The following is a 14,839-nucleotide window of genomic DNA, read 5'->3' on the forward strand; positions in this document are numbered from 1 at the left end:
GCACTCCGAGCGGACGCTTTCCGCGGGCGAGAGCGAGCCTCCTCAGCAAGCCTTGCGGGGTCTCCCTTTCCTCGCTTTTCCCGCAGGAGTCACCACTCTCCGTTCCGTGTATGAAATGTTCTTCATGTTCAAAAAATCCACCACATGATTTAATAATGAATCTAAATTATACTAATTTTACCAATATATACTCTTTATTACATAAAAATGACACAACCATGAACGAAGCTCCTTAAAAGGACTTGTCATGATTGTGTCGTTATGACGTTCTTCTTTTTATACAAACGTAAACGGATCTGTATGAAGCGCTGACGCGTGAATTGTTACGTCTAGCTTCTTCTCATCCATTTGCTTCTGTAATTGTTTTTGTACACCTTTTTTCATTACTTTCTCGACGTTGTGACCTGGATCGACGATATTTAAACCTAACATCATTGCATCGTGTGCAACATGGTAATACATATCTCCTGTTACATATACATCTGCACCTTTGAATTTCGCTTGCTTAATATACTTGTTACCGTCACCGCCAACTACGGCTACTTTGCGAATCTTTGTATTCATATCGCCAACGACACGTACACCATCTACTTCAAGCGTTGTTTTTACATGCTCAGCAAACTCACGAAGCGTCATTTCTGTCGCAAGGCGTCCAATTTTCCCTAACCCTAATACGTCTCCGCTGTTCTCTAGCGGATAAACATCGTAGGCTACTTCTTCATATGGATGGCTTTGTAACATAGCTCGTACAACTTGACGTTGAATTCCTTCTGGGAAAATCGTTTCAATACGCACTTCTTCCACTTCCTCAAGTGCCCCTTCCTTACCAATGAATGGGTTTGCACCTTCTTGTGGGAAGAACGTCCCTCTTCCTTCGCTATTGAATGTACAATGGCTATAGTTGCCGATAAAACCTGCACCACTATTTCCTAACGCTTTACGTACTTCTTCTTCATGTGTTTTTGGTACGAAGACAACTAATTTCTTTAACTTCTCTTCATACGTTGGTACAAGTACTTCTGTATCCGTTAATTGTAACGCTTCGGCTAATAAGTCATTTACGCCACCACGTGCAACGTCAACGTTCGTATGGGCCGCGTACAGAGCAATATCATGCTTGATACATTTCTCAATAATTTGGCCATACACATTATCTGTCGTAATGCTCTTTAACGGATTAAAAATAAGCGGGTGATGAGCAATAATTAAATTAGCACCTGTATCTAGCGCCTCATCCACAACTTCTAACGTCACATCTAAGGCAATTAATACATTCGTCACCTTTTTATTCAATGTTCCAATTTGTAGCCCGATTTTGTCACCTTCCATCGCTAAATGCTTCGGATATAAACTTTCAAAAGCTTGAATGACTTCAAATCCATTTGGCACTTTGCTCATCCAATCACCCCTTTAATCATCTCCACTTTCATCTGTACTTCTTCACGTCTCGCTGCCGTTTCTTCCGACTGCACCGCTTTCTCTAATTGTTTCGAAATATGCTCTAAATTAACTAATTCATGTTGCCATTTTTCTACGAATACATCGCTCTTCTCATTCATTAAGAACGGACCTAGATGAATTTCTGACTCTTTGTTCGTTGAATAAGGTGCAAGTGGATTCCCACGCTCTCCAACTAGAATTTCATATATTTTCTTATCTTCTTTTAAAATAAGCTCCTGCTTTAATTCCCAACCATTCTCAATGAACCACTCTCGAATGTTATATGCTGCAATATTTGGTTGTAAAATTAAGCGTGTTACACCTTCTAACTTCTCTTTGCCGTCTTCTAAAATGTCACGAATAAGCGCACCGCCCATTCCAGCAATCGTAATAGCGTCTACTTCACCTTTTTCTAGTACTTGTAGACCGCTTCCTTTACGAACAGAAATTTTCTCTGTTAAGCCACTTCTTCTTACTTGTGTACATGCTGACTGGAAAGGTCCTTCCACTACTTCTCCTGCAATTGCATAGGAAGCAATATTATTTAAAATCGCGTAACAAGGTAAGTAAGCATGATCGGAACCGATGTCTGCTAACTTAGCACCTGTTGGCACATTATGCACAACCATTTCTAATCGTTTTGATAATTTCACTTCATTCATTATTCATCACCATAGTTTCTTTTCTCTTAAAATAACCTTTTCTTATCATAACAAAACCCCTTGTCCAAAGACAAAGGGTTTTTTACGTTATTTTTGTTCAGATAACCATTTTGCTACTTTATCCACGTTAGTTGCTGGCTTCACAAGACCTCCAGGCATTGTACCTTTACCATTCTTAAGAACCTCTTTAATTTGATCCTCTGATAAACGAGATCCTACGTTAGAGATATCTGGCCCTGCCCCACCTTTGAGATCAGCTCCGTGACATGAAATACATGACTTTTGTACAATTTCCTCTGGCGTTACTTTCGACGCGTCAGCATACTTATCCGGATTCGCTAGTCTGTCCGATTTGTCTAAACCTTGATACGAAAGAATAAGCATTACTAAAAGACCGGTAGCCGCAATTAACGCAAACGGAATTAAAGGATTGCGTTTCATTTCATTTCCCCCTTATGTACCCCTTTAAAAATAATAATAAAACTCTCCATTCTTATTTTAATGGAAAATAGTCATTTAGGAAAGTATCATGCACAGCGATTCATAAAAACCCTTACATTATCCAAAATACTCCTACGATAAGCAAGCCTATTACACTTGAAATAAAGAAATATTTCAAACGAAGATAATAACCAAGCCCAGCCCATATAAAACAATTTAACACAATTGTACATGTCAATAAGAGCGTATTCTCTCCAAATATCCGCTCTACTACTTGAACAGAAAACATGAACAATAACACAGAAGTCATAATCAGCGGTAGGTGAATATACATTTTATCTATCTTTAAGACAAAATAAACGAGCAAAAAGGAAATAATCACGAAAATTCCTGTAAGGAGCATTTGCAAATCAAAAGACAATTCTGTAAAATAAGTAGCAAGAATTGAAATTATTGGCAAACACATAGCAAGAACAATTAGTCCAATCAAACGCTTATTACGCGACTTCTTTACAGGAATCTCATCTAGTGAGCCCTCTGTATAAAAAGCAAGTAAATAATCGCAATAGGTCGGTGGCAAAAGATTGTTTTCTTTCCAAAAGAGGATTTCATTAATAATCGTTTCTTTCCGATTTTTTCCCATATACTTCCCCTTTCTTTATCTCTCATATAAAGAATCGGACAAAAAAAGAGATAGTTTACTCTTTTCGAATAAACTACCTCTAAAACATTCTATTCTAAGAAATCCTTTAATCGCTTACTGCGACTTGGATGTCTTAATTTACGTAAGGCTTTCGCTTCAATTTGGCGGATACGCTCACGTGTTACACCGAATACTTTACCTACTTCTTCAAGTGTACGTGTACGTCCATCATCTAGACCAAAACGAAGACGAAGAACATTTTCTTCACGATCTGTTAATGTATCTAACACATCTTCTAGTTGCTCTTTTAATAATTCATATGCTGCATGGTCAGAAGGAGATGTCGCTTCTTGGTCCTCGATAAAGTCACCTAAATGTGAATCATCTTCTTCACCAATTGGTGTTTCAAGCGATACTGGCTCTTGTGCAATCTTTAAGATTTCGCGTACCTTTTCTGGTGCAAGATCCATCTCTTCACCAATTTCTTCTGGCGTTGGTTCACGACCTAAATCTTGAAGTAATTGACGTTGAACACGGATTAATTTATTAATCGTTTCAACCATATGAACAGGAATACGGATTGTTCTTGCTTGGTCTGCGATTGCACGTGTAATTGCTTGGCGAATCCACCATGTTGCATACGTACTAAATTTGAAACCTTTTTGGAAATCGAACTTCTCAACCGCCTTAATTAGTCCCATGTTACCTTCTTGAATTAAGTCAAGGAATAACATACCGCGACCAACATAACGCTTTGCAATACTTACTACAAGACGTAAGTTCGCTTCTGCTAGACGTCGTTTCGCTTCTTCGTCACCTTGTTCGATGCGTTTCGCTAATTCGATTTCTTCTTGGGCCGATAGTAAGTCCACACGACCAATTTCTTTTAAGTACATGCGCACCGGGTCATTAATTTTCACTCCTGGCGGAACACTTAAATCATTCAAATCAAATTCTTCATCATTATTCTTGTTTAACTGATGAGCATTAGGATCCTCATCATTATCACCGATTAGTTCTACTCCTTGCTCCTGAAGGAACTCGTAGTACTCATCCATTTGGTCTGACTCTATATCAAAACCACCTAGGCGATCTGCAATTTCTTCATACGTAAGAACGCCACGTTTCTTACCTAATTCTGTTAATTGTTCTTTCACTTGTTCAATCGTTAATTCTGACTGTACATCTTTAGAACCAGCTGATTTTTCAGCCATATTTGTTCCCCTCCTTCCGTGAGTTAACAACAAATAATATTATGATTTTATAGTTAACAACAACTGTTGTATTTCATATTGTAACGTCTTTGCCCGTTCTCTATCTTGTTGGCGAATCGCTTCTTCTACTTCCATCATTCGTTGCTTTAACAACATTTCACGTTCATGCTTGATAACTGCTTGAATGCAATCCTTAATTTCTTGCTCAGAAACATCTGGATTTACATTTATTAACGCGATTTCTGTTACAAGGTTTTGTAATGAGGCATTTGGCAATCTTCCAAGGAAATTACTAACGTCTGGATAGTTTCCCTCTTCATAATATGCATACAAATGAATAATAATCTCTGAATGTTCTTGAATATGAAAAAGTCCTGGTAACTTTTCTTGGACTTTCCTTGCGATATCAGCATTTTGAAGCATATGCGCAATTAAAATTCTTTCTGCATTCTCATATGCTAACCTTGTTTTCTTTGTAGAAAAAGAAGGTGTCTGTCTTCTTACTTTTACTACTTCTGTAGGCTTCGTTTGCCTGTGGATATTGGACAGCTCTGCTTGTAACGCTTCGACCGAAATAGAGAAATCTTTCGACAATGTATTTATATAATGTTCTATTTCAATTGGTTTATTTAACTTTGCTACTTCTTGCAACACATCATGAATGTATTTCATTCTAACTGATTCATCTTGTAAGTTCTTACCTTGACGAAGATAATACAATTTAAAGGCCATAAAAGAAAGACTTGCTTCGATTATCGCTGTTCGGAATTTCTCCGCACCATATTTCTTCACGTAATCGTCTGGGTCTAATCCTTCTGGGAGTTGTGCAATTTTCACTTCACATCCAACTTGTATAAGCATATTCGCTGCTTTAAAGGCAGCTGAAATACCTGCTGCATCACCATCAAAACTAATGATTACTTGATCAACAGTTCGTCGAATTGTCTTGGCTTGCTCTTCTGTAAGCGCCGTTCCCATCGTCGCAATTGTTTCTTCGTATCCAGCTTTGTAAGCTGCAATAACGTCAGCATAACCTTCAAGCAAAATAGCTCGTTGTTTCTTTCTCATATGAGCTCGTGATTGGTGATAGTTGTAAAGTATCCTACCTTTAGTAAAAATGGTTGTTTCTGGACTATTTAAATATTTCGGAGTATCTTCTCCCAAACTTCGACCACTAAAAGCAACTACTTTTCCTTGTAGGTTATGAATCGGAAACATAATTCTGTTTCGGAAACGATCGAAATAATTCCCATCTTGCTCACGGCGAATTACAAGACCCGCTTCTTCCATAAGAGATAATGAATAACCTCTTCTTTGTAAAATATTCGTTACCGCATCCCAGCGTTCTAACGAATAACCTATTCCAAACTTTTCGATTGCTTCTAACGTAAATCCTCGATCTAGCAAATATTGCAATGCTTCTTTCCCTTCTTCTGTGTTAAGAAGAAGGTGGTGATAATATTTCGCTAAATACGTATGTGCCTCAATCATAGAGGTAGTAGTTGTCGAAATAGGCTCTGAAGAAGATGAAGGTTCATATTCCTTAAGACTAATGTTTGCCTTTTCTCCTAACTTATTTACGGCATCGAAGAACGAAATACCTTCTATATTCGTTAAAAAAGTAATGGAATTTCCACCAGCCCCACAACCGAAGCAATGGTAAATTTGCTTATCTGGTGAAACAGAAAAAGATGGCGTACTCTCCCCATGAAAAGGGCATAAACCAAAATAGTTACGTCCTTGTTTCTTTAATTGTACATATTCGCTCACTACTTCTACTATATCCGTTGAGTGACGAACTTTTTCAATTATCTCGTCAGGGATACGATTTCCCATAGCTACAGCTCCGTATCATATTTTTTATTCGAGATAAATTCCTTTTTTCCTGTAAGATTCGACAGTAATTTTTGCAACATCTCGAAAAAACGATGCCTATCCGTCTTGGAAAGGGCTTTTGGTCCTTTAGAAAAGTGACCTGTTCTTCTTTCTTTTGCACTGACATATCTAGTAAACAAGATGCTCTCCATTTGATAATCTTCCAGTAACTCTCCTCTTGGGGAAAGAACATGCACCTCTTTTTTCAACAACAAGCTTGCAAGCCCCATATCTTGTGTAACAACGATATCGCCTGCTTGTACATGTTGAAAGATATAGAAATCCACACTATCATGTCCTTGTTCAATATATACCCATTCCCCACGTTTGTTATTAGAGATATGAGCATAACAAGCGACAAATAAAACAGGAGTATCAAATAAGTGTGCAACATCAAGAATTTCTTGCTTCACTGGACATGCATCCGCATCCACAAAAATCTTTATTATTCTTTGCATACTTTTTTATTCTACATCCTTTCGGTGATTCCTTCTTACTAGAAAAGATTTTTGTCGATATTTTCACCTTGACGGCTTATGTATTGCTTATTACGAATCTTATTCCTAGTTTATTCGGAAAGACGAAAGTCTAAACCTAAAAAGTTTTTTTATCACAAGTTTTTATTATAATATAATTCACAAAAGTTATCTACCAAAAAAGAAAGCTTCCTTCATTTTTTTAAAGGAGCTTTCTTTTTGCCCAAACACTTATTGTTTATGTTGTACTTTGTTCATAATAGTATTAGCAGTTTCTTCTACCGCCTTATTTGTTACATCGATGACCTGACAACCGATACGATTCACAACTTTCTCGAAGTGCGCTAATTCTTCTTGAATGCGCTCAATACGAGCATACGACGCCTCTTCATTTAACCCAAGAGATTTCAGACGCTCTGTACGAATACTATTTAATTTTTCTGGGCTAATTTTCAGCCCAAAACATTTACTCTTATCCACTAAGAATAATTCTTCCGGTGGATCTACCTCTGGCACAAGTGGTACATTCGCTACTTTCAAACGCTTATGTGCCAAATATTGAGAAAGCGGTGTTTTTGATGTTCTCGACACACCAACTAAGACAATATCCGCACGTAAAATCCCTCTTGGATCGCGACCATCATCATACTTCACTGCAAATTCAATTGCTTCTACTTTCTTAAAGTAATCCGCATCTAGTCGACGAACAACACCTGGCTCACATCGCGGATAAATATTTGATTTCTTTTGGATTTTCTCAATTAGCGGCCCGATAATATCAAATACCTCGACATTTTCCTTTGCTGCTTCTTCCACTAAAAATGCACGCATATCTGGCTTCACAAGCGTAAATGCAATAATAGCTCCATTCGTCTTTGCTAGTGAAACAACTTCTGCAATAGTCGCATTATCTTCCACATATGGAATACGTCTTATATCTGATACACATTCAAATTGACTTAACGCAGCACGAACAACTAAGTCTGCTGTTTCCCCAACAGAATCGGATATTACATATACAACCGGAGTTTTCATTCCACACCCTCATTTCTATCATTATTCCATTACATATCTTCGTGAATTAAATCAACTAATGCTTTCGTAATATTTGTCTTTGTAAATCGACCTATCACTTCTAGTTGCTCCCCGTTTCGTTTAACAACAGGAACAGCATCTATTTGCTTCTCAATAAGAATTTTTGCTACTTCATATACATTATCGTCTTTTTCGCAAAATGTGATATTTGGCATTCTTGTCATAATAATATTAACCGGAAGCGTCGTTAAATCCTGTTTTCCTAGACTAGCTCGCAATAAATCTTTCCTTGATAATACCCCAACTAAAATCGAACTATTATCTACAACAAATAATGTTCCTACATCCTCTAAGAACATCGTACAAATAGCATCATACACAGATACATTCTTATCCACTACAACCGGAATAGATTGATACTCTTTCACTGTTATTTTCTTAATGCTGTCCGATACTAATTGCAAACTCGTCTTCCCAGTGTAATAATATCCTACACGTGGACGAGCATCTAAATATCCAGCCATTGTAAGAATCGCTAAATCAGGTCGCAATGTCGCTCTCGTTAAATTCAACTGATCAGCAATATGCTCCCCTGTTATCGGTCCGTTCTCTTTCACAATTTCTACAATTTTCTCCTGCCTCTTATTTAGCTCTATGATAATCACCACCTAACACTTCAAAATAAATTATGTATTCTTCGCTATTCGACGTACCATCTGCATGTTTGTATATATCATTTAGTAACTTTTTACAGATAACTCATTTAAAAGTATATACTATTCCTTTAAATATTATATACTAAATCCTTATTATATTGAAGAGGTATTCAATTGTACACTATTTTCATGAAAATAGCACTTTTGGACTTAGAAAGCGTTCCGCTTCTAAAAGGCCAAAAGTCGCCTCTCTCCATTCTGCGGATAAACTAGAAAAACACCTCATCCATCGATGAGGTGTCGTATTCATTACTTCACAATAATTGTGTTAAAGTTCGTAAATGTTTGAATCACATGTGCTAAATGAACCATTTGTGATAAGCGGTTATTACGTACTTTTTCATCGTCAGCCATAACCATTACTTTATCAAAGTATGCATCAATGACAGGACTTAATGTCGCTAATTTCTCAAATGCCGCTTCTATGTTACCTTGTTCATAAAGAACGAAATATTCCTTCTTCATAGACTCGTATGCTGAGAACAATACTTTCTCTTCTTCTACTTCAAATAAGCTTTCATCCAATTGGACTAGCTCACCTTTTTTCGCAATGTTACATACACGGCTAAGTGATTCTACAGCACCTTTGAATCCTTCATTTGTACGGTTAGCTTCTAACGTAACAGCACGCGCTACGAATGTATTCACATCGCCAACAACTGTTTCTAACATCGCTTCTACAATATCATAGCTAACGCCTTTTTCGTTTAATACATTTTTCAGACGTAGTTTAAAGAAGCTATATAAATCTTCTAATACTTCTTGACGAGAGCGTTTTAATAACCCTTTCGCTTCAAATACATCAATAACGTTTGATAATAGCGTTTCTAATGATAACGTCCATTCCTTGGCTAATAGAATATTTACAACCCCACTAGCTTGACGACGAAGTGCATATGGATCCTGTGATCCTGATGGAATTAGACCAATACTGAAACTTCCTACGATTGTATCTAACTTATCTGAAATACTTACAATTGCACCAATATCACTTGCCGGCGTTGCATCATCTGCTGAACGCGGCATGTAATGTTCATTAATTGCTACTGCAACTTCTTCATCTTCACCGAAGATACGTGCATATTTCTCTCCCATTAAACCTTGTAATTCCGGGAACTCATAGACCATATGCGTTACTAAGTCAAACTTGCAAATTTCTACTGTTCTTGCTACTTTCGTTGCAATAGCAGCATCAAATTGTAACTTCTCTACTAATTTCGCACTTGTTTCACCAACACGTCTTACTTTGTCTCCAATTGTTCCTAACTCTTCATGGAACACGATGCTATCTAACTTCTTCGTACGATCTGCAATTGCAACTTTTTGATCTTCACGGTAGAAGAACGCTGCATCTGATAGACGTGCACGTAATACTTTTTCATTTCCTCGCGCAACGTTATCTAGATGTTTGTCGTCACCGTTACGAACGGCTACAAAGTGTGCTAATAAGTTACCTTCTGTATCCATTACTGGGAAGTAACGTTGGTGCTCCTTCATCGACGTAATTAGTACTTCTGCTGGTACTTCTAAGAATTCCTTCTCAAAGCTTCCGAAGAACGCTGTTGGATACTCTACTAAGTTATTTACTTCTTCTAATAACTCTTCATCTACTGGAATCGTCCAGTTTTGCTTCGCTTCAAGTGCTTTCAACTGCTCACGGATCATATTTTTACGCGTTTCTGGATTTACGATAACGAATTGCTCTTCTAATGCCTTTTCATACATGTTCGCATCTGTAATCGTCACTTCTTCTCCAAGGAAACGGTGACCACGTGATGTATTGCTTGATGTTACATTTGTGATTGCCATCGGAATAATTTCTGTTCCAAATAACGCAATAATCCATTTTACTGGACGAACGAAACGAAGGTCGTTATGTCCCCAGCGCATGTTCTTCCCAAAGTGTAAGCCTACTACAACCTCTTGTAAAGTAGGTAATAACGCTACTGTTTCCTTCCCGGCAACAAACTTATTCACGTGTACGTACTCTACACCTTTAATTTCTTTGAAGAAAATATCTTCTACTGTCCCACCTTGGCCACGAACGAAGCCTTGAGCTGCTTTTGACCAGTTACCTTCCGCATCTAACGCAATCTTCTTAGCTGGTCCTTTAGCCTCTTCTTGAATATCTTCTTGCTTCTCTGCTACACCCGTTACCTTCACAGCTAAACGACGAGGAGTTGAATAAGCTGTTACCGTTTCATAACTAATGCGATTTTCATCTAACCACGCTGCTACTTTTGTTTGTAACTGGTTCATTGAATCTGTTACAAAACGAGCTGGCATTTCTTCCAAACCAATTTCAAGTAATAAATCTCTCATTACTTCTCCTCCTCCTTCTTTAACATTGGGAATCCTAATTTCTCACGCTCATCTACATATGTCTTCGCAATCTTACGTGCTAAATTACGCATACGTGTAATGTAACCAGTACGCTCCGTTACCGAAATCGCACCTTTTCCATCTAATAGGTTGAACGTATGAGAACATTTCAATACGTAATCGTATGCTGGGAATACTAAGCCTTCTTCCATTTGGCTTAATGCTTCTTGCTCATACGTATTGAATAAGTTAAATAACATTTCTGTGTTTGATGTTTCAAATGTATACTTTGAATGCTCGTATTCTGGTTGACCGAAAATGTCACGAACTGTTACACCATCTGTCCACTCTAATTCGAATACATCCTCTTTATCTTGAATGTATGACGCTAAACGCTCAATACCATACGTAATCTCTGCGGCTACTGGCTTACACTCTAAGCCACCTACTTGTTGGAAATACGTAAACTGCGTCACTTCCATTCCATCTAACCAAACTTCCCAACCAAGACCTGCACAACCTAATGATGGGTTCTCCCAGTTATCTTCAACGAAACGAATATCATGTTCTTCTGGTTTAATACCTAGTGCACGAAGCGAATCTAAATACATCTCTTGAATGTTATCTGGAGATGGTTTCATAATAACTTGGAACTGATGATGTTGATATAGACGGTTCGGGTTCTCACCGTAACGGCCATCTGCCGGGCGACGAGATGGTTCTACATATGCAACGTTCCATGGCTCTGGACCAAGGCTACGAAGGAATGTATACGGACTCATCGTACCTGCACCTTTCTCTGTATCATACGCTTGCATTAAAATACAACCGTAATTCGACCAATGCTTTTGCAATGTGAAAATCATATCTTGAATATTCATGTTAAAACCTCCTTAAAATATAAAAAAGAAAAACAAAAAACTCTCGTCCCTATGTGCCTTCACACATAGGGACGAGAGTTATACCCGCGGTTCCACCCTATTTATTTTGACAAATGTCAAAATCGCTTTCTTGTAGCACGCTCCAGAACGCCTTCCTATTCTCCCTATACCCTAGCTTGCACTATCCTAGGTTCGCTTCTATAGGTAAAGAAAAGTACTCCTCTCCTTCATCGCATGCATATATAAATAAAAATAGATAACATCATTTTACTCATTTGTTTCAAAAAAATCAAGTTGATTTAAAAATCGTCTTGACTTCAAGTACATTCCCGCATACTCGTCATAGTAAATATCAACAATTCGACGAATTTGACGCTTATTCTCTCTCTTAACAGATATATTCCCTAGACGAACTAAATCAAAATGATAAAAAACACGTGTTAACTTGATTGCCGTTTCACTCATTTTCAAATGATGTGGGTCTTTATGTACACAGTTCTTACATAGAAAGCCGCCCTCTCGGATAGAGAAGGCGACAAAATCTGTTGAGTCGTGACAATCAGCGCATGTATCAAGCGTTGGATACAACCCTAAGACTGGTAGCAACTTCAATTGATAAATCAAAGAAAGTACTTCTGCATCTAATCCTTCTTCCATGTAATTTAACGTTTGGTATAAGAGCTCGAATAAATATGGATTATGTTTCTTCTCTTCTAACGCTTTGTCCGTCACCTCGATGACAAGAGAAGCATGTGCAGTTACCACAATATCTCGTCGTATGTCTTTCATCGATGAAATAATATCTCCTTGCTGCAAGGTACCTATACCACGACTTTTTTGAACAAGAAAATATCCATATGTGAATAATTGTGTAAGAGAAGCAAGACGACTATTCGCTTTTTTTGCTCCTCTTGCCATCACACTAATTTTTCCTAATTCTCGTGTTAATAACGTTACAATTTTATTCGTTTCACCGTAGTCAATACAACGAATAACAATTCCTTCTACTTTCTGAAGCAATTCGCTCACCATCCACTTTTTAGCAGGTGATCACGAAATTGGTGAATCTACATCAGCTAACTCGCCACTCTGATCAAGCGTTCCTTCCACACTATCTTGCTCTAACTCCTTGATTAATAAATAGGTTTCCAAGTTCCCTGTACGAGAAAAGACATCCCATGCAAATTTTAACATTAGAACCCACCTTCCTTTGAGAAGCTTAGCATATATGCAATTCCAATTTACTATTAAGATGACCACCTACACTCATTTTCATGTGTGATAATTTTTGACATTCTATTCTTTCATACAAAGAGAAAGATAGAGGTAACCCTCTATCTATTTCTTAATACTCATCTTCTCTAAATCCTAAGTCGCGAAGATTAGACATTTTATTACGCCAGTCTTTCTGCACCTTCACCCATAATTCTAAGAATACTTTCGAACCTAATAACATTTCGATATCCTTACGTGCACGTTTTCCGACTTCTTTTAACACTTTCCCTTGTTTTCCGATTACGATACCTTTTTGCGAATCACGCTCAACAATAACTGTCGCTGCAACATATACTGCATTCCCTTCACGTCGTTGAATAGAATCAATTGCTACTGCAATAGAATGTGGTACTTCCTCACGTGTTAAATGTAGCACTTTCTCGCGTACAAGCTCTTCGATAATGAAACGCTCCGGATGATCTGTTACTTGATCCGCTGGATAGTACTGAGGTCCTTCTGGAAGGTATTTCTTAATAACCCCTAATAAATTATCCACATTATTACCCGCTAACGCAGAAATCGGCACAATCTCCGCAAACGGATATAGCGTACGATATTTATCAATGATTTTTAATAACTCTTCTGGATGAACTTTGTCAATCTTATTTAAGATAAGGAATACAGGTGTTTTCGTTTCCTTTAATTTCTCAATAATAAATTCATCTCCACGCCCAAATCCTTCTTCTACATTCACCATGAACAAAATAAGGTCTACTTCTTTTAATGTATTCTGTGCAACTTTCATCATGAAATCGCCTAACTTATGCTTCGGTTTATGAATACCAGGTGTATCAATGAACACTACCTGTGCATCATCCTCTGTATATACACCTTGAATTTTATTTCGTGTTGTTTGTGGTTTATCACTCATAATAGCGATTTTTTGTCCGATTACACGGTTTAAGAATGTTGATTTCCCAACATTTGGTCTTCCGATAATCGATACAAATCCTGATTTAAACGTATGCTTCATACTATTTCCTCCACTGATGCCTAATATCTTTTCTTCGTATTTTTTCTTTTAGTATGCCCTATCTATGTATGGCCAAAAAACAATAAACCCAATTATTACTGCAAAGCATGTAAATAATAACACAGCACCAGCTGCAACGTCTTTCGCAATTTTAGCTAACGGGTGTCGCTCGGCGGTCACTAAATCTACCGTCGCTTCAATGGCGCTATTCACCATTTCAAGAGCAAGTACTCCTGCAATTACAAGAAGGAGTACAAGCCATTCTGTCTGATTGATACGAAAATACATCCCAGCCCCAAGTACAATCCCTGCTGCGACAAGATGAATTTTCATATTCCGTTCTACCGTACATACATGCTTAATCCCACAATATGCATAATAAAAACTTTTCAAAAGGCTTCCCTTTTTTCTCATATTTCTCTACCTTGAAAGACCATACGTATCAAGAATGTCCTTTTGTTTCGTGAACATTTCTTTTTCTTCTTCTTCTGTCATATGGTCATATCCTAACAAATGCAAGAATCCATGGACTGTTAAAAATCCTAATTCACGCATAAATGAGTGACCATATTCTTCCGCTTGTTCTTGCGTTCGCGGAATAGAAATAATAATATCACCTAGTAGACGCGGCCCAACCATGCCTACAATTTCGATTTCTCCTTCTCCCATTTCTTCCATTGCAAAAGAAAGGACATCTGTCGGTTGATCTTTTTGACGATGTTCACGATTTAACTCTTGGATACGGTCATTATCAACAAATGTTACCGACATTTCTATTTCTCCGTCTACTCCTTCCATCTTCGCTGCATGACGGAGTAACGCCTCAAGCCTTTGTTGTTTCTCTTCACCTATCTCATTTGTTTCATCTATAAAATCAATGTACATG

16 protein-coding genes are annotated in these 14,839 nt (G+C 37.7%); all 16 read right to left on the bottom strand.

The annotated features are described in order from the left end of the window. Window positions 1–276: 276 nt before the first annotated feature. The gene (locus IEV41_RS12500; protein ID WP_188388847.1) at window positions 277–1,398 is read right to left on the bottom strand and encodes a Nif3-like dinuclear metal center hexameric protein; all 1,122 of its coding nucleotides are present in this window, start codon (window positions 1,396–1,398) and stop codon (window positions 277–279) included. Further along, on the bottom strand, window positions 1,395–2,102 hold the full coding sequence (locus IEV41_RS12505; protein WP_188388848.1) for a tRNA (adenine(22)-N(1))-methyltransferase: 708 nt from the start codon (window positions 2,100–2,102) through the stop codon (window positions 1,395–1,397). The genes IEV41_RS12500 and IEV41_RS12505 overlap by 4 nt, the downstream gene beginning before the upstream one ends. Window positions 2,103–2,189: 87 nt before the next feature. Then, the gene (cccA, locus tag IEV41_RS12510) at window positions 2,190–2,543 is read right to left on the bottom strand and encodes a cytochrome c550 (protein ID WP_188388849.1); all 354 of its coding nucleotides are present in this window, start codon (window positions 2,541–2,543) and stop codon (window positions 2,190–2,192) included. A 112-nt stretch (window positions 2,544–2,655) separates the two neighbouring features. Next, window positions 2,656–3,186, bottom strand: coding sequence for a hypothetical protein (locus tag IEV41_RS12515; protein ID WP_188388850.1), 531 nt, complete (start codon window positions 3,184–3,186; stop codon window positions 2,656–2,658). Window positions 3,187–3,275: 89 nt separating this feature from the next. Next, window positions 3,276–4,400: an RNA polymerase sigma factor RpoD gene (rpoD, locus tag IEV41_RS12520; protein WP_188388851.1), complete on the bottom strand. Its 1,125-nt coding sequence runs from the start codon at window positions 4,398–4,400 to the stop codon at window positions 3,276–3,278. A 39-nt stretch (window positions 4,401–4,439) separates the two neighbouring features. Next, window positions 4,440–6,236, bottom strand: coding sequence for a DNA primase (gene dnaG / locus IEV41_RS12525; RefSeq protein ID WP_188388852.1), 1,797 nt, complete (start codon window positions 6,234–6,236; stop codon window positions 4,440–4,442). 2 nt (window positions 6,237–6,238) lie between these two features. Then, complete coding sequence (locus IEV41_RS12530) at window positions 6,239–6,733, bottom strand: YaiI/YqxD family protein (RefSeq protein WP_188388853.1); 495 nt, start codon at window positions 6,731–6,733, stop codon at window positions 6,239–6,241. A 249-nt stretch (window positions 6,734–6,982) separates the two neighbouring features. Next, entirely contained in the window at window positions 6,983–7,786 is an 804-nt protein-coding gene (locus IEV41_RS12535; protein WP_188388854.1) for a pyruvate, water dikinase regulatory protein, read from the bottom strand. A gap of 29 nt (window positions 7,787–7,815) precedes the next feature. After that, entirely contained in the window at window positions 7,816–8,451 is a 636-nt protein-coding gene (ccpN, locus tag IEV41_RS12540) for a transcriptional regulator CcpN (protein WP_188388855.1), read from the bottom strand. 300 nt (window positions 8,452–8,751) lie between these two features. Continuing rightward, complete coding sequence (glyS, locus tag IEV41_RS12545; RefSeq protein WP_188388856.1) at window positions 8,752–10,824, bottom strand: glycine--tRNA ligase subunit beta; 2,073 nt, start codon at window positions 10,822–10,824, stop codon at window positions 8,752–8,754. Next, on the bottom strand, window positions 10,824–11,705 hold the full coding sequence (gene glyQ, locus IEV41_RS12550) for a glycine--tRNA ligase subunit alpha (RefSeq protein WP_188388857.1): 882 nt from the start codon (window positions 11,703–11,705) through the stop codon (window positions 10,824–10,826). The genes glyS and glyQ overlap by 1 nt, the downstream gene beginning before the upstream one ends. A 267-nt stretch (window positions 11,706–11,972) precedes the next feature. Continuing rightward, window positions 11,973–12,725, bottom strand: coding sequence for a DNA repair protein RecO (gene recO / locus IEV41_RS12555; protein WP_188388858.1), 753 nt, complete (start codon window positions 12,723–12,725; stop codon window positions 11,973–11,975). 30 nt (window positions 12,726–12,755) lie between these two features. Next, complete coding sequence (locus IEV41_RS12560) at window positions 12,756–12,899, bottom strand: YqzL family protein (RefSeq protein WP_188388859.1); 144 nt, start codon at window positions 12,897–12,899, stop codon at window positions 12,756–12,758. Between the two features lie 151 nt (window positions 12,900–13,050). After that, entirely contained in the window at window positions 13,051–13,953 is a 903-nt protein-coding gene (gene era / locus IEV41_RS12565) for a GTPase Era (RefSeq protein WP_188388860.1), read from the bottom strand. 48 nt (window positions 13,954–14,001) lie between these two features. Further along, entirely contained in the window at window positions 14,002–14,367 is a 366-nt protein-coding gene (locus tag IEV41_RS12570) for a diacylglycerol kinase family protein (RefSeq protein WP_188388861.1), read from the bottom strand. 6 nt (window positions 14,368–14,373) lie between these two features. Further along, complete coding sequence (gene ybeY, locus IEV41_RS12575; RefSeq protein ID WP_188388862.1) at window positions 14,374–14,838, bottom strand: rRNA maturation RNase YbeY; 465 nt, start codon at window positions 14,836–14,838, stop codon at window positions 14,374–14,376. Window position 14,839: the final 1 nt, after the last annotated feature.

It is taken from the genome of Priestia taiwanensis (assembly GCF_014638355.1).
GTDB classification, from domain to species: domain Bacteria; phylum Bacillota; class Bacilli; order Bacillales; family Bacillaceae_G; genus Priestia_D; species Priestia_D taiwanensis.